Source organism: Streptomyces sp. NPDC049577 (assembly GCF_040675635.1).
Lineage (GTDB): Bacteria > Actinomycetota > Actinomycetes > Streptomycetales > Streptomycetaceae > Streptomyces.
In genome coordinates, this window is sequence record NZ_JBFAPH010000142.1 from 1 (window position 1) to 16,150 (window position 16,150).

Annotated in this window: 15 protein-coding genes and 1 pseudogene; 3 read left to right on the top strand and 13 right to left on the bottom strand. The window is 72.1% G+C overall.

The window, feature by feature from the left end:
* The 10 genes from secF to AB0K09_RS17540 form a co-directional block, all read right to left on the bottom strand.
* Nucleotides 1–1,027, bottom strand: a 1,027-nt coding sequence (gene secF / locus AB0K09_RS17495; RefSeq protein ID WP_366066255.1) for a protein translocase subunit SecF, incomplete at its 3' end; no start/stop codon positions are given.
* A 1-nt stretch (nucleotide 1,028) separates the two neighbouring features.
* Nucleotides 1,029–2,909, bottom strand: a complete 1,881-nt coding sequence (gene secD / locus AB0K09_RS17500) for a protein translocase subunit SecD (RefSeq protein ID WP_366066257.1) — start codon at nucleotides 2,907–2,909, stop codon at nucleotides 1,029–1,031.
* Nucleotides 2,910–3,060: 151 nt separating this feature from the next.
* Nucleotides 3,061–3,579, bottom strand: coding sequence for a preprotein translocase subunit YajC (gene yajC, locus AB0K09_RS17505; protein ID WP_366066258.1), 519 nt, complete (start codon nucleotides 3,577–3,579; stop codon nucleotides 3,061–3,063).
* 163 nt (nucleotides 3,580–3,742) lie between these two features.
* Nucleotides 3,743–4,807 carry a Holliday junction branch migration DNA helicase RuvB gene (ruvB, locus tag AB0K09_RS17510; protein ID WP_366066259.1) on the bottom strand — a complete coding sequence of 355 codons (1,065 nt, stop codon included), beginning with the start codon at nucleotides 4,805–4,807 and terminating at the stop codon, nucleotides 3,743–3,745.
* 73 nt (nucleotides 4,808–4,880) lie between these two features.
* A complete protein-coding gene (ruvA, locus tag AB0K09_RS17515; RefSeq protein ID WP_366066260.1) occupies nucleotides 4,881–5,501 on the bottom strand; it encodes a Holliday junction branch migration protein RuvA in 621 nt (206 codons plus the stop codon).
* Nucleotides 5,498–6,034, bottom strand: coding sequence for a crossover junction endodeoxyribonuclease RuvC (ruvC, locus tag AB0K09_RS17520; protein ID WP_366066261.1), 537 nt, complete (start codon nucleotides 6,032–6,034; stop codon nucleotides 5,498–5,500). The genes ruvA and ruvC overlap by 4 nt, the downstream gene beginning before the upstream one ends.
* A 120-nt stretch (nucleotides 6,035–6,154) precedes the next feature.
* Nucleotides 6,155–6,907, bottom strand: coding sequence for a YebC/PmpR family DNA-binding transcriptional regulator (locus AB0K09_RS17525; RefSeq protein WP_366066262.1), 753 nt, complete (start codon nucleotides 6,905–6,907; stop codon nucleotides 6,155–6,157).
* Between the two features lie 66 nt (nucleotides 6,908–6,973).
* The gene (gene pdxT, locus AB0K09_RS17530) at nucleotides 6,974–7,564 is read right to left on the bottom strand and encodes a pyridoxal 5'-phosphate synthase glutaminase subunit PdxT (RefSeq protein WP_366066263.1); all 591 of its coding nucleotides are present in this window, start codon (nucleotides 7,562–7,564) and stop codon (nucleotides 6,974–6,976) included.
* Between the two features lie 88 nt (nucleotides 7,565–7,652).
* Nucleotides 7,653–8,567 (bottom strand): pyridoxal 5'-phosphate synthase lyase subunit PdxS, encoded by a 915-nt coding sequence (pdxS, locus tag AB0K09_RS17535; protein ID WP_366066264.1) that lies wholly within the window; start codon nucleotides 8,565–8,567, stop codon nucleotides 7,653–7,655.
* 86 nt (nucleotides 8,568–8,653) lie between these two features.
* Nucleotides 8,654–9,196, bottom strand: coding sequence for a hypothetical protein (locus AB0K09_RS17540; RefSeq protein WP_366066265.1), 543 nt, complete (start codon nucleotides 9,194–9,196; stop codon nucleotides 8,654–8,656).
* A gap of 180 nt (nucleotides 9,197–9,376) precedes the next feature.
* Here AB0K09_RS17540 and AB0K09_RS17545 point away from each other — a divergent pair, with 180 nt between their 5' ends.
* Entirely contained in the window at nucleotides 9,377–10,069 is a 693-nt protein-coding gene (locus AB0K09_RS17545; protein ID WP_366066266.1) for a VC0807 family protein, read from the top strand.
* 14 nt (nucleotides 10,070–10,083) lie between these two features.
* Here the strand turns inward: AB0K09_RS17545 and AB0K09_RS17550 are convergent, their stop codons facing one another.
* From AB0K09_RS17550 to pgsA, 3 genes are read right to left on the bottom strand one after another with little or no spacing between them, the layout of a single operon-like run.
* A complete protein-coding gene (locus tag AB0K09_RS17550) occupies nucleotides 10,084–11,292 on the bottom strand; it encodes a glycosyltransferase family 4 protein (protein ID WP_366066267.1) in 1,209 nt (402 codons plus the stop codon).
* Nucleotides 11,289–12,209 (bottom strand): phosphatidylinositol mannoside acyltransferase, encoded by a 921-nt coding sequence (locus tag AB0K09_RS17555; protein WP_366066268.1) that lies wholly within the window; start codon nucleotides 12,207–12,209, stop codon nucleotides 11,289–11,291. The genes AB0K09_RS17550 and AB0K09_RS17555 overlap by 4 nt, the downstream gene beginning before the upstream one ends.
* Nucleotides 12,206–12,868, bottom strand: coding sequence for a phosphatidylinositol phosphate synthase (pgsA, locus tag AB0K09_RS17560; protein WP_366066269.1), 663 nt, complete (start codon nucleotides 12,866–12,868; stop codon nucleotides 12,206–12,208). The genes AB0K09_RS17555 and pgsA overlap by 4 nt, the downstream gene beginning before the upstream one ends.
* A gap of 260 nt (nucleotides 12,869–13,128) precedes the next feature.
* Between pgsA and AB0K09_RS17565 the strand changes: the two genes are divergently transcribed.
* A complete protein-coding gene (locus AB0K09_RS17565) occupies nucleotides 13,129–15,336 on the top strand; it encodes an elongation factor G-like protein EF-G2 (protein WP_366066270.1) in 2,208 nt (735 codons plus the stop codon).
* A gap of 167 nt (nucleotides 15,337–15,503) precedes the next feature.
* Nucleotides 15,504–16,150 (top strand): annotated as a pseudogene (locus AB0K09_RS17570) (hypothetical protein); the annotation flags it as partial.

A 16,150-nucleotide genomic window follows, 5' to 3' on the forward strand; every position in this document is an offset into this window, starting at 1 on the left:
CGTCGTCCGCGACGCCCTCCGCCGACGGGACGGCGTCGTCGCCGGACTCTCCCTGGGCCTCGGAGCCGGCGCGGCGCGCCGGTACCCGCTTGGTCAGGGCCTTCATCCGGGGGTCGCGCTCCTTGAACTCGGCGACCAGCGGGGTCGCGATGAAGATCGAGGAGTAGGCGCCGGCGGCGAGGCCGACGAAGAGGGCGAGCGAGATGTCGTTGAGCATGCCCGCGCCGAGGAAGCCGCCGCCGATGAACAGCAGGCCGGCGACCGGCAGCAGCGCGACGACCGTGGTGTTGATCGAACGCACCAGGGTGCCGTTGAGGCTGCGGTTGGCGATCTCGCTGTAGGTGAAGCGGGTCTGCTTGGTGATGTCCTTCGAGCTCTCCTTCAGGCCGTCGAAGACGACGACGGTGTCGTAGAGGGAGTAACCGAGGATGGTGAGCAGACCGATGACCGTACCGGGGGTGACCTCGAAGCCGACCAGCGCGTAGACGCCGACGGTGATGGTGAGGTCGTGGACCAGGGCGATCAGGGCGGCGATCGCCATCCGCCATTCGAAGGCGATGGCGAGGTAGATCACCACGAGGATCATGAAGATCGCCAGGCCGGTCCAGGCCTTGTTGGCGATCTGGTCGCCCCAGCTGGGGCCGACGATGTCGGTGTTGACCTTCTCCACCGGGACGTTCAGCTTCTTGGCCAGCGCGGCCTGGGTGGTCCGCGACTGCTCGGTGGTGAGCTCGCTGACCTGGACGCGCAGCTTGCCGTCGCCCAGCTTCTGGACGATGGCGGTGTGGCCGGAGGTGTCCTGGGCCACCCGCTTGGCCTGGTCGGCCGAGACGGAGGTGCCGGGGGTGGTGAAGACCGCGCCGCCGGAGAACTCGATGCCCATGTTCAGGCCGCGCACCGCCAGGCCGACGATGGCCGTGATGGTGATGAGGATCGAGATGCCGTACCAGATCTTCCGCTTGCCGACGAAGTCGTATCCGACCTCGCCGCGGTAGAGCCGGGCGCCGAGGGTGCCGAGTCGCGACATCTCACGCCTCCTTCGGGTCGACGGTGGCGGAGGGGCGACGGCGGGAGGACCGCAGCGGCGGGCGGGCGCCGAGCCGCTTGGGGTCCAGTCCGGACCAGGGGTGACCGCTGGCGAAGAACTTGCGGCGGGCGAGGAGCGTCATGAGCGGCTTGGTGAAGAAGAAGACCACCACGACGTCGAGCAGGGTGGTCAGACCGAGGGTGAACGCGAAGCCCTGCACCTTGCCGACGGTGACGATGAAGAGCACCGCGGCGGCGAGGAAGGAGACGAAGTCCGACACGAGGATCGTGCGGCGGGCGCGCGGCCAGCCGCGCTCCACGGCGGGGCGCAGGGTGCGGCCCTCGCGGATCTCGTCGCGGATGCGCTCGAAGTACACGATGAAGGAGTCGGCGGTGATGCCGATCGCCACGATGGCACCGCAGACGGCCGGCAGGTTCAGCGCGAAGCCGATGGCCGGGCCGAGCAGAACCATGATCACGTAGGTGAGGATCGCGGAGCACAGGAGGCTCGCGAGGGCCACGAGCGCGAGACCGCGGTAGTAGACCACCAGGTAGATGATCACCAGTCCGAGGCCGATGGCGCCGGCGAGGAGACCGGCGTGCAGCTGCTCGCCGCCGAGCGCGGCGGTGACGGTCGTCTCGTTGACGACGTCGAAGGAGAGCGGCAGGGCGCCGTACGACAGCACGTTGGCGAGGTCCTGGGCGCTCTGCTGGGTGAAGCCGCCGGAGATCTCGGCCTGGCCGCCGGTGATCGACTGGTTCACGGACGGGTCGGAGACGACCTCGCCGTCCAGGACGATCGCGAACTGGTTCTGCGGGGCGGGCTTGCCGGCCAGCTGGCCGGTGACCGTGGCGAACTTCTTGGAGCCGCCGGAGGTGAACTTCAGCTGGACGAGCCACCCCTGGCCGCGCTGGCTGTCGAAGACGGCGTTGGCCTCGTCGACGCCGGTGCCCTCGACGGAGACGGGACCGAGGATCTCCTTGGTCTGGCCGTCCTTGCGGCAGGCGACGATCGGCTGCTCGGCCGGGGTGTTGGCGGCCGCCTCGCTCGCCTTGGAACGGCCTTCCTTGGTGGAGCAGTCCACCGCGGCGAGCTTGTTCTGCAGCGACGCCATGTCGGTGGGCGACGGGCTGGGGGCGGGGGACGTCTTGTCGTCCTTCTTCGCACCCTGCGCGGACTTGTCGGACTTGTCGCCCTTCTGGTCCTTGTCGCTCTTCTTGCCGTTCTTGTCGTCGGACGGGGTCGCCGACTCGCCGGAGGAGACGGAGGCCGTCGCCTTCGGGGTCGCGGGACCGTCGGCCTTCAGGGCGTCGGTGACGGGGCGGCCCTGGGTGCTGGCGCTCGCCGACGGGGCGGCCGAACCGGACGGCTTGGCCGTGGAGCCGCTCTTGTCGCCGCCCTTGTCCTTGGACGCGTCACCCTTGCCGTTCGCCGAGGCGCTCGGGCTCGGCGCGGGCTGGGGCTCCTTGCCACCGGGGGCCACGGACAGTACGGGCCTGAAGCCCAGCTGCGCGGTGGTGCCGACCTGCTGACGGGCCTGCTTCGCGTTCGTCCCCTTGGGGATGTTCACGATGATGTGCTTGCCGCCCTGCGTCTGGACCTCGGACTCGGTCACGCCGAGACCGTTCACACGCCGCTCGATGATGCCGACGGCGGTGTTCATGTTGGTCTCGTTGATCGCGTTGGGCTTGCCGGGCTGGTTCTTGGCCTCCAGCGTGAAGCTGGTACCGCCCGCGAGGTCGATGCCCAGCCGCGGCGTGGTGTGCCCGGAGGCGAACATCCCCCCGGTGAGCGCCACCATGGCGATCAGGATGAGGGCCAGGACTCTGCCCGGCCTGCCCTGGCCGCCCGGGGACCTGCGGCCCTTCTTCGGTGCTGCCACCTTGTCGTTTCTCCCTGTCCAACCGCCGGGCGTCGGGTGTGTCCGCCGGGCGGCCACTCAATGTTGTGGGGACCTGCCCCCCGCCGGAGCCTAGACCGTAACGGAACCGCGGCGCACCGCTCAGTGGGTGCTCCGCGGTTCCGTGACCTGGCTACTTGGCGTCGCCGTCGCCCTCGCGCTTGGTGTCCTTCGCCCCGGAGTCGGACGACTCGTCCGCCTTCTTGGGCGTGTCGGCCTGCTCGGCGGTCTCCTCCGCGGGCTTCGCGGAGTCCTCGGCGGCGTCCGCGCCGGTGTCCTTGCCCAGGTCGATCTTCTTGTCCTCGGGCTTGACGTCCTCGGCCTCGGTCAGCGCGGAGGCGTCGTCCGGAACGACCGTCGCCTCCGGCTCGATGCCGTGGACGATGCGGTTGTACTCGGCGTCCTCGAGCACGGCGCCGATGGCGTTCTTCGCGTAGATCGCGTGAACGCCCGGGGCGACCTCCAGCAGGACGGTGTCCTCGTTGATCTCCTTGACGGTGGCGTACATGCCGCCGATCGTCCGGACACCGGTACCCGGCTGCATGTGGTCGCGCATCTGGGCGGCCTGGCGCTGCTTGTTCTTGGCCGACCGGGTCATCAGGAACATGGCCCCGATGAGCACGATGAACGGCAGGAGAGTCACGATATTCACGGGACGGGGTTTCCTTCACACGACCGCGGGGGGCGCGGCCTGGTCTACGGGGGTGGTATGCCGCACGGTACGGACGGCATCGGCGGAGTCTAGGCGAGTCCGACGTGATGGAACAACGTCCAGCATGGCACCCCGGTTCCTGAGCCGACCAGTACCCGCGCCGTCACCCGGCGAAGAGCCCGTCCTGGCCCGGGCCGCCCGCGGCCTGCCGGGGCGGCACCATCCCCAGGTGCGACCAGGCCGCCGGGGTGGCGATCCGGCCCCTGGGCGTACGGGCCAGCAGGCCCTCCCGCACCAGGAACGGTTCGGCGACCTCCTCGACCGTCTCGCGCTCCTCGCCGACCGCGACGGCGAGGGTGGACAGGCCGACCGGGCCACCGCCGAAGAGCCCCAGCAGGGCCGTGAGCACGGCGCGGTCCAGCCGGTCCAGGCCGCGCGCGTCCACCTCGTAGACCTCCAGGGCCTGCGCGGCCACCGACCTGGTGATCACTCCGTCGGCCTTGACCTGCGCGTAGTCGCGCACGCGGCGCAGCAGCCGGTTGGCGATGCGGGGGGTGCCGCGGGAGCGGCCGGCGATCTCGGCGGCGCCCTCGTCGTCCACGACCACGTCGAGCAGCCGGGCCGAGCGGTGGACGACGCGCTGGAGCTCGGCCGGGGCGTAGAACTCCATGTGGCCGGTGAAGCCGAAACGGTCGCGCAGCGGGGGCGGCAGCAGGCCGGCCCGGGTGGTGGCACCGACCAGGGTGAAGGGCGGCAGCTCCAGCGGGATGGCGGTGGCGCCGGGGCCCTTGCCGACGACGACGTCGACCCGGAAGTCCTCCATGGCCATGTACAGCATCTCCTCGGCGGGCCGGGACATGCGGTGGATCTCGTCGAGGAAGAGGACCTCGCCCTCGGTGAGGGAGGAGAGGATCGCGGCGAGGTCGCCGGCGTGCTGGATCGCGGGGCCGGAGGTGATGCGGATGGGCGCGCCCATCTCCGCGGCGATGATCATGGACAGGGTGGTCTTCCCCAGGCCCGGGGCGCCGGACAGCAGCACGTGGTCGGCGGTGCCGCCGCGGGCGCGCGCGGCGCGCAGCACGAGGTCGAGCTGCTCCCTGACCCGCTCCTGCCCCACGAACTCGCCGAGGTCCTTGGGCCGCAGCGCGGCCTCCACGGCCTGGTCCTCCCGGTCGGCGGCGGCGCCGACGACGCGGTCGCCGACGGGGGTGGTGTCGTCCCAGTTCACGGCGCGAATGCCTCTCGAATTCTGTGCGGGTGGTGGGTTGCGCGGCCCGGCCGGTTCCCGGCCGGGCCGGTTCTCAGCGCGCCCGGTTGAGGCTCTGGAGCGCCGCTCTCAGCAGCTGCCCCACCTGCGGCGTGCCGCCCTCGGCGGCGACCGCCTCCGCCTGCGGCGCGACCGCCGTGACCGCCTCGTCCGCCTCGCGCCCGGCATAGCCGAGCCCGACCAGCGCCGCGTGCAGCTGGTCGCGCCAGCCCGCGGCCGGTGCGGCGACGGGGGCGCCCGCGCCGGAGGCGACCGGCTCGCCCAGGCGGTCCTTCAGCTCCAGCAGCAGCTTCTGGGCGCCCTTCTTGCCGATGCCCGGCACGGCGGTGAGCGCCTTCTCGTCGCCGGCGGCGAACGCGCGGCGCAGGGCGTCGGGGCTGTGCACGGCGAGCATGGCCTGCGCGAGGCGCGGGCCGACGCCGCTGGCGGTCTGGAGCAGTTCGAAGGTCTGGCGCTCGTCGTCGTCGGCGAAGCCGTAGAGCGTCAGGGAGTCCTCACGGACCACCAGCGAGGTGGCCAGCCGGGCCGGTTCGCCGATCCGCAGCCGCGAGAGCGTGTTCGGCGTGCACTGGACGGCCATGCCCACGCCGCCGACCTCGATGACGGCGGTGTCCGGCGCGAGGGCGGCCACGGGGCCGGTGACGAAGGAGATCATGCGATGCCCTCTCGGGTGGTGCGGCGGTGGGCGGCGACGGCCTGCTGCAGGCGGTTGGTGGCCGGGCCGCGCCAGATGTGGCAGATGGCGAGCGCGAGGGCGTCGGCCGCGTCGGCGGGTCTGGGCGGCGCGTCGAGCCGGAGCAGCCGGGTGACCATCGCCCCGACCTGCGCCTTGTCCGCCCGGCCGCTGCCGGTGACGGCGGCCTTGACCTCGCTGGGGGTGTGCAGCGCGACCGGCAGGCCCCGGCGGGCCGCGCAGAGCATGGCGACCGCGCTGGCCTGGGCGGTGCCCATGACGGTGCGGACGTTGTGCTGGCTGAAGACGCGCTCCACGGCGACGTACTCGGGCCGGTGCTCGTCGAGCCAGCGCTCGATGCCCTGCTCTATGAGGACGAGGCGCTCGGCGACCTCGGATTCGGCCGGGGTGCGGACGACGCCGACTCCGACCATGCGCAGCGGGCGACCCGCGACGCCCTCGACCACTCCGACGCCGCAGCGCGTGAGCCCCGGGTCCACCCCCAGCACCCGCATCGCGCCCCTCCCTTCGGTCAACTGTTCCGGCAGGCTATCGGCCGCCACTGACAACGCCCGGCAGCGACAACACGACGGGCCGACGGGAGATCTCCCGTCGGCCCGTCGTCATCGGCTGCGTCAGGCGTCGACCTTCGCCATGACGTCGTCGGAGACGTCGAAGTTGGCGAAGACGTTCTGCACGTCGTCGCTGTCCTCCAGCGCGTCGATCAGCTTGAAGATCTTCCGCGCGGCCTCCTCGTCGAGCTCCACCTGCATGGTGGGGACGAAGTTGGCCTCGGCGGAGTCGTAGTCGATGCCGGCCTCCTGGAGCGCGGTACGGACCGCGACCAGGTCGGTGGCCTCGCTGATGACCTCGAAGTTCTCGCCGAGGTCGTTGACCTCCTCGGCACCGGCGTCCAGGACGGCGCCGAGCACGTCGTCCTCGGTGAGCTCGCCCTTGGGGACGATGATGACGCCCTTGCGGTTGAAGAGGTAGGACACCGAGCCCGGGTCGGCCATCGAGCCGCCGTTGCGGGTCATGGCGACGCGCACGTCGGAGGCGGCGCGGTTGCGGTTGTCGGTGAGGCACTCGATGAGCACCGCGACGCCGTTCGGGCCGTAGCCCTCGTACATGATCGTCTCGTAGTCGGCGCCACCGGCCTCGAGCCCGCCACCGCGCTTGATCGCGGAGTCGATGTTCTTGTTCGGGACCGACTGCTTCTTCGCCTTCTGGACGGCGTCGTACAGCGTCGGGTTGCCCTCGAGGTCGACGCCGCCCATGCGGGCCGCGACCTCGATGTTCTTGATCAGCTTCGCGAAGAGCTTGCCGCGCTTGGCGTCGATCACGGCCTTCTTGTGCTTCGTCGTAGCCCATTTAGAGTGGCCGGACATCTCGCCTGTCTCCTTCTTCGCGTAACCCGTTTACGAAACGAACACCGAGATCCTACCGGGATCTCGTCACTGCGTGGCGCGCACCATGTCCACGAACAGGGCGTGCACGCGGTGGTCGCCGGTGAGTTCCGGGTGGAAGGAGGTGGCCAGGACGTTGCCCTGGCGCACGGCGACCGTGTGGCCGTCGTAGGTGGCCAGCACCTCGGTGCCGGCGCCCGTGGACTCCACCCAGGGGGCGCGGATGAAGACGCCCTCGACCGGGCCGCCCTCGATGCCGGCCATCTCGATGGCCGCCTCGAACGACTCGTTCTGCCGGCCGAAGGCGTTGCGGCGCACGATCATGTCGATGCCGCCGAGGGTCTCCTGGTCTTCCCTGCCGTCGAGCAGCTTGTCCGCGACCATGATCATACCGGCGCAGGTGCCGTAGACCGGCAGGCCGGCCCGCACCCGCTCGCGCAGCGGCTCGATCATGCCGAAGGCGACCGCGAGCTTGGACATGGTGGTCGACTCGCCGCCGGGTATCACCAGGCCGTCGACCTCGGCGAGCTCCTCGGGCCGGCGGACCGGGCGGCCCAGGGCGTCGGCCGCCGCGAGGGCGATGAGGTGCTCGCGGACGTCGCCCTGGAGGGCGAGGACGCCGATGGTGGGGGTGGACACGGTGTGCTGCCTTTCGAAAGGACCTGCGGGACGGACGGCCGCGGGCGGCCCGCCGTCCTGCCGCGGGCCGCCCACTGCTCTTCGCGTGTTACCAGCCGCGGTTGGCGTAGCGCTCGGCCTCGGGGAGGGTGTCGCAGTTGATGCCGACCATGGCCTCGCCCAGGTTGCGGGACGCGTCCGCGATGATCTTCGGGTCGTCGTAGAAGGTGGTGGCCTTCACGATGGCGGCGGCGCGCTTGGCCGGGTCGCCCGACTTGAAGATGCCGGAGCCGACGAAGACGCCCTCGGCGCCGAGCTGGCGCATCAGCGCGGCGTCGGCCGGGGTGGCCACACCACCGGCGGAGAACAGCACGACCGGCAGCTTGCCGAGCTCGGCGACCTCCTTGACCAGCTCGTACGGGGCGCGCAGCTCCTTGGCGGCGGCGTACAGCTCGTGGTTGTCGAAGCCGCGCAGCTTGGCGATCTCGTTCTTGATCTGGCGCAGGTGGCGGACCGCCTCGACGACGTTGCCGGTGCCGGCCTCGCCCTTGGAGCGGATCATGGCCGCGCCCTCGGCGATGCGGCGCAGGGCCTCGCCCAGGTTGGTGGCACCGCAGACGAAGGGGGTGGTGAACGCCCACTTGTCGCTGTGGTTGACCTCGTCGGCGGGGGTGAGGACCTCGGACTCGTCGATGTAGTCGACACCGAGGGACTGCAGCACCTGGGCCTCGACGAAGTGACCGATGCGGGACTTGGCCATGACCGGGATGGACACGGCGTTGATGATGCCCTCGATCATGTCCGGGTCGGACATGCGGGCCACGCCGCCGTCCTTGCGGATGTCCGCGGGCACCCGCTCCAGGGCCATGACGGCGACCGCGCCGGCGTCCTCGGCGATCTTGGCCTGCTCCGGGGTGACCACGTCCATGATCACACCGCCCTTGAGCTGCTCGGCCATGCCGCGCTTGACGCGCGCGGTGCCGGTCTCGGGGGTCTGCGGGGTGCTGGTGGTCTCGCTGGACACGATGTGACCTCACTGTGAAGGGCCGGTAATGCTGCGTTGGCTATCAAACCCAGCCCGTCCAGCCCCGAAAAAGGGCCAATTGAAGGTCAGTGGCTCCTCCGCTCCCCGAATGCGGTCGGCGGCTCGTCGTCCATCTCGAAGGCCATCGGGAACGGCGCGTGCCCGGCGAGCCGGAACCAGCGCACCACCCGGTGCCGGCGCACGGCCCGCGCCGCGCGCACCGCGTCGTTGTGGAACCGCCGCGCCATCGGCACCCGGCGCACCGCCTGGGCCAGCTCCCCCAGCGACTCCTCGCCGCCCGGCGCCTCCCGGACCGCGTCGACCTGCGGTCCCTCCGGGAACACCGCGCGCAGCGCCTGGCTCAGCTCGCTCTCGGCGACCTCGCGCTGCTCCTCCTCGGCCTGCCGGGCGGCGTGCGCGGCCTGGTAGAGGACGATCGAGGACGCCGGGTCGAGGACGCCGGCGGTGGCCAGTTCCTGGGCGACGGAGGCCCGGCGCAGCAGCTGGGCGTCGAGGGCCGCGCGCGCGGCGTCGATGCGGCTGTGCAGCCGGTCCAGCCGGCCAGCCGTCCAGCTCAGATAGACGCCGATGACGACCAGCGCGGCCGCGATCCAGATGAGTGTGGTCACGCCGGGCCACAGTACCGGCCCGGCGGAGGGGGTCCGCTCCACCCGTGGGTGGACGAGGGGGTGGAGCCGGGCCCACGGAAATCGACCCGGGCTCCGATCCGCGCCCACCCGGCCCGTCCCTACCGTCGATGTACGAGGTCCCGCCCGGGGATCGCGTCACCGCACCGCTGGAGGCACGGCATGGCATCGCGCTCCTGGTCCCCCCTCTTCCTCCCCCTGACGGTCGACGTCCTGCTGCCGCTGGCCGCGTACTACGGGCTGCGGGCCCAGGGCGTGGCCCCGTGGCAGGCGCTGCTGCTGAGCGGCGTGATACCGGCCGCCCACGCCGTGGTCACGGCAGTCCGGCGGCGGCGCGCGGAGTTCTTCGACCTGTTCGTCGTGGCCCTGCTGGCCGTCTCGGCGGCGACATCTCTGATCAGCGGAGATCCGCGGGTGCTGCTGCTGAAGGACGCCGCGCTGCCGGCCGTCCTGGGGCTGTGGATCCTGGGCAGCCTGCTCGCCGCCCGCCCGTTCGCCTTCCAGTTCGGCAGCCGGCTGCGCGCCGGCCCGGCCACCGCCGAGGCGGAGCGGGCCTGGAGGGAAGTCCCGGAGTACCGGGAGGCGCTGCGCGGGCTGACGGTGATATGGGCCGGCGGCCAGCTGCTGGACGCCGCGCTGACGGTCATATGGGCGCTGTTCCTGCCGGTGGACGTGGTGCCGCTGCTCGGCCGCTTCCAGTCGATCGGGCTGCTGGTCCTGGTCGCGGTGGTGTCCGTCCGCCGCAGCCGCGCCTTCCGCGACCGGCACGGCTTGCCGCTGTTCGGCGCGAGGCCGGCGCCGGCGATACCGGCACCGGAGGAGCCGGAGGCGCGGCAGATGCGGGACGCGGCCTGACGGCCGGGCCCCGGCTAGTCCCTGGCCAGGCCCAGACGGGCCCGGAGGCCGGTGCGTTCGTCAGTGGCGACCGAGGCCGCTCCGGCCGTCACCGTCTCGTAGACGGCAAGGATGTCCGCACCGACCGTGGACCAGTCGAAGCGGCGGACGTGCGTGCTGCCCCGCTCGCTCAGCTCGGCCCGGCGGGCGGGGTCGCCCAGGAGCCGCACCGCGGCCGCGGCCAGCGCGTCGGCGTCCTCGTTGGCGAACAGCTCGCCCGCCGTCCCCCGGTCGAGGACCTGGGCGAAGGCGTCCAGGTCGCTGGCGAGCACGGGCACGCCCGCGGACATCGCCTCGACCAGGATGATGCCGAAGGACTCGCCACCCGTGTTGGGGGCCACGTACAGGTCGACGCTGCGCAGCAGCCGCGCCTTGTCCTCGTCGCTGACCATCCCGAGGAACTCCACGTTCGGGCGCATCTCGGGTGGCAGGCCCGCGACGGCCTCCTGCTCGTCGCCGCGCCCGGCGACCAGCAGCCGGGTGCCCGGGCGGGCGGCGAGGATCTTGGGCAGGGCGCGCATCAGGACGGGCAGGCCCTTGCGGGGCTCGTCGATGCGGCCGATGAAGCCGATGGTGGCCGGCCGCGCGGCGTCCCCGGTGCCCTCGGCGCCGTCGCCGGCGCCGGTGCCGGTCCAGTCGGGGTGCGGTTCGGCGCGGGCGAAGAAGTCGACGTCGACGCCGTTGGGGATGACGACCGCGTCGCCCCCCAGGTGCTCGACCAGGGTGCGCCGGGCGTATTCGCTCACCGCGATCCGGGCGCTGATCTTCTCCAGGGCGGGCTGGAGGATGGGATAGGCCGCGATCATCGCGCGGGAGCGGGGATTGGAGGTGTGGAACGTGGCCACGATCGGGCCCTGCGCGGCCCAGCAGGCCAGCAGGCCCAGGGAGGGAGAGGTCGGTTCGTGGATGTGGATGACGTCGAAGTCCCCCTCGTGCAGCCAGCGGCGCACGCGCGCGGCGGAGAGGAAGCCGAAGTTCAGCCGGGCCACCGAGCCGTTGTACGGAACGGGCACGGCCCGCCCGGCGGAGACCACGAACGGCGGCAGCGGCGTGTCGTCGTCGGCCGGCGCCAGCACCGACACCTCGTGGCCCAGCCGGATCAGGTGCTCGGCCAGGTCGCGGATGTGGAACTGCACCCCGCCGGGCACGTCCCAGGAGTAGGGACAGACGATGCCGATCCTCAAGGGGTCTCCGTTCCGCTCTCGTCGTTCGCGCGCGGTTCGAGGTCGGCGAGCCACAGCCGCTGGAGCATGTGCCAGTCCTGCGGGTGCTCGGCGATGCCGGAGGCGAAGGCGTCCGCCAGCTGCTGGGTCATCAGCGCGGCCTTCTCCGCGCGGGTCCCCGTGTCCGGCACCTCGATCGGGCCGTGCACCCGGCCCCGCATCACCGGCGACCGGTCGTACCAGAGGGTCACCGGCAGCAGTGCGGCGCCGGTGCTCACCGCGAGCATCGCGGGGCCGGCCGGCATCTTGGCCGCCTCGCCGAAGAACTTCACCTCTATGCCCGAGGAGGACAGATCCCGGTCGGCCACCAGACAGACCAGTCCACCGGCGCGCAGCCTGCGGGCCAGGATGCCGAAGGCGCTGCCGCCCGCGTGCGGCAGGACCTCCATACCGAGGCCCTCGCGGTAGGCGACGAAGCGGTCGTAGAGCGACTCGGGCTTCAGCCGCTCGGCCACGGTGGTGAACGGCACGCCCAGCCTGGTGGGCACCCAGGCCCCGGCCAGGTCGTAGTTGCCCATGTGCGGCAGGGCCAGCACGACGCCCCGCCCGGACGCCAGTGCCTCTTCGAGATGGTGCAGGCCGTCCGGCTCGAAGCCGTGGCGGATGCGGTCCTCGCTCCACGTCGGCAGCCGGAAGGACTCCATCCAGTAGCGCATGTAGGAGCGCATGCCCGCCCGGGACAGCTCGGCCAGCCGGCCCGGCCCCGCGTCCGGCAGGACCCGGGCCAGATTGGCCTCCAGGCGCAGCACGCCCTTGCCGCGCCGCTTCCAGGCCAGGTCGGCGATCCGCCGGCCGAGCGCGGCGGCCACCGGCTCGGGCAGCTGCTTGACCGTGCTCCAGCCCAGCCCGTACAGCGTGTCGGTAAGCCGTTCCCTCATCCGTTCTCCCCTCCGCCGGCCGTCAGCGCGGCATCCGCCTCGGCGGCCTCGCGGCGCACCGTGACCACGCGCTGGACCAGCGTGACCAGGCTGCCGACCGCGACGGCCCACAGGGCGATGGGCAGCAGGATCTGGATGTGCGGCACACCGAACGTGTGCAGTCCGGAGAGGCCGCAGGCCACCAGGGAGATCACGAGCCGCTCGGCGCGCTCCACCAGACCGTTGACGTTCACCGGCAGCCCGATGCTCTCGCCACGCGCCTTGGTGTACGAGACGACCTGCCCGCTGGCCAGACAGAAGATGGACACCGCACACAGCGTCAGACTGTCGCCCCGGCCCGCGTACCACAGCGCCAGTCCGCCGAAGATCGCCGCGTCGGCGACCCGGTCGAGCGTCGAGTCGAGGAAGGCCCCCCACCGGCTGGAGCGCCCCAGCTGACGGGCCATGTTGCCGTCGACCAGGTCCGAGAAGACGAACAGGGTGATAACGACCGTGCCCCAGAAGAACTCGCCCCGGGGATAGAAGGCCAGCGCTCCCGCGATCACACCGCCGGTCCCGACGAGGGTCACCGCGTCGGGGCTGACGCCGAGGCGGATGAGCAGGGCGGCGAACGGTGTGAGAACACGCGTGAAGAACGCACGCGCGTACTTGTTCAGCATGGCCTTCCCGAAGGGTTGTGTGCGGGCCGGGAGGTCGGAGAAGGCCCCCGGCTGGCCCATCGTAGCCAGGCCGCCCGAGCGCCCGGCGCGCACACCGCCCTCCCGCCCGCCGCCGCAGGTGACGTGCCCGCCGCGCGCCGCCCACCGCCCGCACGCGCCGGGGGCGGACGGTTGCGCCCCCGTGTGCGACGTATGGACGCAGCGTGACCACGGTGGAAAGCTCGAAGGACGCAGGTGTCGACGACCGGGAGGCGAGACACATGGGCGACAAGACGACGACACACCCAGGGGCCGCGGGCAGAGCAGTGACGGCCGACCGGCCCGGGGACATCCGGAACGTGGTGCTGGTCGGCCACAGCGGCGCCGGGAAGACCACCCTGGTGGAGGCCCTGGCCCTGACCACCGGCGCGGTCCAGCGCGCCGGCCGCGTCGAGGACGGCGCGGCCGTATCGGACTACGACGAGATCGAGCACCGCCAGCAGCGGTCCGTGCAGCTGTCGCTGGTGCCCGTCGAATGGGCCGGAATCAAGATCAACCTGTTGGACACACCCGGCTACGCCGACTTCGTCGGCGAACTCAGGGCCGGTCTGCGTGCCGCGGACGCGGCCCTCTTCGTGATATCCGCCGCCGAGGGTGCCGAGGGCGTCGGCGGCGCCACCCGCATGCTGTGGGAGGAGTGCGCGGCCGTCGGCATGCCCCGTGCCATCGTCGTCACCCACCTGGAGGCGGCCCGCGCCGACCTCGAGGGCGTGACGGAGACCTGCCGCGCGGCCTTCGGCGGCGACTCCGGCGACGGCGTGCTCCCCCTCTACCTGCCGCTCCGCGGCCCCGAGGGCCCCGACGGCCACCGGCCCGTCACCGGCCTGATCGGACTGCTCACCCAGCGCGTCTTCGACTACTCCTCCGGCGAACGCGCCGAGACCGCGCCCTCCGCCGAGCAGCTCCCGCTGATCGAGGAGGCCCGCAACCGGCTCATCGAGGGCATCATCGCCGAGAGCGAGGACGAGACCCTCATGGACCGCTACCTCGGCGGCGAGGAGATCGACGTCAAGACGCTCATCGAGGACCTGGAACGCGCCGTGGCACGGGGCACCTTCCACCCCGTCCTGGCCGCCGCGCCCGCGCCCGAGGGCGCCCGCCAGGGCCTGGGCACCGTCGAGCTGCTGGAGCTGATCACCGGCGGCTTCCCCACCCCGCCCGAGCGCCAGGCGCCCACCGTCACCACCCCCGACGGCACCCCCCGCCCGCCGCTGAGCTGCGACCCCGCCGGTCCCCTCGCCGCCGAGGTCGTCAAGACCGCCTCCGACCCCTACGTCGGCCGCGTCTCGCTCGTCCGCGTCTTCTCCGGCACCCTGCGCCCCGACGAGACCGTGCACGTCTCCGGCCACGGCCTGGAGGACCGCGGCCACGAGGCCCACGACGTCGACGAGCGCGTGGGCGCCCTCTCCTCCCCCTTCGGCAAGCACCAGCGCCAGCTGGGCCGGGCCATCGCCGGCGACATCGCCTCCGTCGCCAAACTCGTCCGTGCCGAGACCGGCGACACCCTCTCCGACAAGAGCGACCCGCTGCTGATGGAACCCTGGCTCATGCCGGACCCGCTGCTGCCCGTCGCCATCCAGGCCCACAGCAAGGCCGACGAGGACAAGCTCTCCCAGGGCCTGGCGCGCCTCGTCGCCGAGGACCCCACCATGCGCCTGGAGCAGAATCCGCACACCCACCAGGTCGTCCTGTGGTGCCTGGGCGAGGCCCACCGCGACGTCGCGCTGGAGCGCCTGCGCACCCGCTACGGAGTCCAGGTCGACATCGTTCCCCACAAGGTCTCCCTGCGCGAGACCTTCGGCTCCAAGGCCACCGGCCGCGGCCGCCACGTCAAACAGTCCGGCGGTCACGGCCAGTACGCCATCTGCGAGATCGAGGTCGAGCCCCTGCCCGGCGGCTCCGGCATCGAATTCGTCGACCGGGTCGTCGGCGGCGCCGTCCCCCGCCAGTTCATCCCCTCCGTGGAGAAGGGCGTCCGCGCCCAGGCCGCCAAGGGCGTGGCCGCCGGTTACCCCCTGGTCGACGTCCGCGTCACCCTCGTCGACGGCAAGGCCCACTCCGTCGACTCCTCCGACGCAGCCTTCCAGACCGCCGGCGCCCTCGCCCTGCGCGAAGCCGCCGCCGAGGCCCGCATCCACCTCCTCGAACCCGTCGCCGAACTCCAGGTCCTGGTCGGCGACGCGTACGTCGGCCCCGTCATGAGCGACCTCTCCGGCCGCCGCGGGCGCGTCATCGGCACCGAACAGTCCGGAGCCGGCCGCACCCTCGTCCGCGCCGAGGTCCCCGAACTCGAGATCGGCCGCTACGCCGTGGACCTGCGCTCCCTCTCCCACGGCACCGGCCGCTTCAGCCGCTCCTACGCCCGCCACGAACCCATGCCCCAGCAACTGGCGGACCGCATGCGCGAACAACCCCAGAACGGCTCATAGTTCGCAAGCCGCCCGCTCCAACTCACCCCGGAGCGGGCGGCTTTCACGATCTCCCACGACAGGTGGCCACCCACCCCATTACCCTGAGCAAGCGGCTCGCGACGGCACCACGCGGGCGCACGGCAAGGGGACAGCCGACGCACCGGACGCTCGGCAGGGGGGCAGCAGTGGCAGACGGCTTCGACTTCAGCCCGGGCGCACAGATCCCGGTCTCCGGCGGCGCGGCGGAAACCGCCGCCACCCTCGCCCTGGCCTCCGCCGCCTACCGCGACGGCCCGGCCGACGAACTCCTCAAGGCCAACTCCGACTGGGCCACCTCCGAGGTCAAAGCACCCCGCATCTCCCTCTTCGAACCCAACCTCGGCGAAGCCTTCGCCCGCGCCGTGCAGCAGCGCATGCTCGGCTCCGGCCGCAAACCCCTCATCCAGTCCTTCGGCCTCGAACCCCAGGTCATCGTCGAGCACTGCCTGGCCGCCAACCGCATCCGGAAACAGCGCGACACCCGGCTCACCCTCCTCATGGTCCTCTTCGGCCTGCTCTTCCTGCCCGGCGTGCTGCTCTGGCTCGGCGCCTTCCAGCTCCGGCGCAGCCTCGCCGGCGCCCAGAACAAGCGCGCAGGCGCCCTCGGCAGCGCCCTCCTCCTCGCCCTGGCCGTCCTCGCCGTCATCTTCCTGATCAAGCTCCCCTTCGGCGGCTTCTGGGCCGTCTACCTCCGCGCCATGCTCATCGCCCCCGTCATCGGCGGCTTCTGGGCCAAGCAGGGCAACGGCCCGGTCAACGCCCTCGACCGGGCCCTGCGGGTCGCCCTGGAGCG

Bases quoted from the DNA above. Each gene is read 5' to 3' on its own strand.
- AB0K09_RS17565 (WP_366066270.1), top strand. From the start codon at position 13,129: ATGGGCGACAAGACGACGACACACCCAGGGGCCGCGGGCAGAGCAGTG.
- pgsA (WP_366066269.1), bottom strand. From the start codon at position 12,868: ATGCTGAACAAGTACGCGCGTGCGTTCTTCACGCGTGTTCTCACACCG.
- ruvC (WP_366066261.1), bottom strand. From the start codon at position 6,034: ATGCGGGTGCTGGGGGTGGACCCGGGGCTCACGCGCTGCGGCGTCGGA.
- AB0K09_RS17545 (WP_366066266.1), top strand. From the start codon at position 9,377: ATGGCATCGCGCTCCTGGTCCCCCCTCTTCCTCCCCCTGACGGTCGAC.
- ruvA (WP_366066260.1), bottom strand. From the start codon at position 5,501: ATGATCTCCTTCGTCACCGGCCCCGTGGCCGCCCTCGCGCCGGACACC.
- AB0K09_RS17555 (WP_366066268.1), bottom strand. From the start codon at position 12,209: ATGAGGGAACGGCTTACCGACACGCTGTACGGGCTGGGCTGGAGCACG.
- AB0K09_RS17525 (WP_366066262.1), bottom strand. From the start codon at position 6,907: ATGTCCGGCCACTCTAAATGGGCTACGACGAAGCACAAGAAGGCCGTG.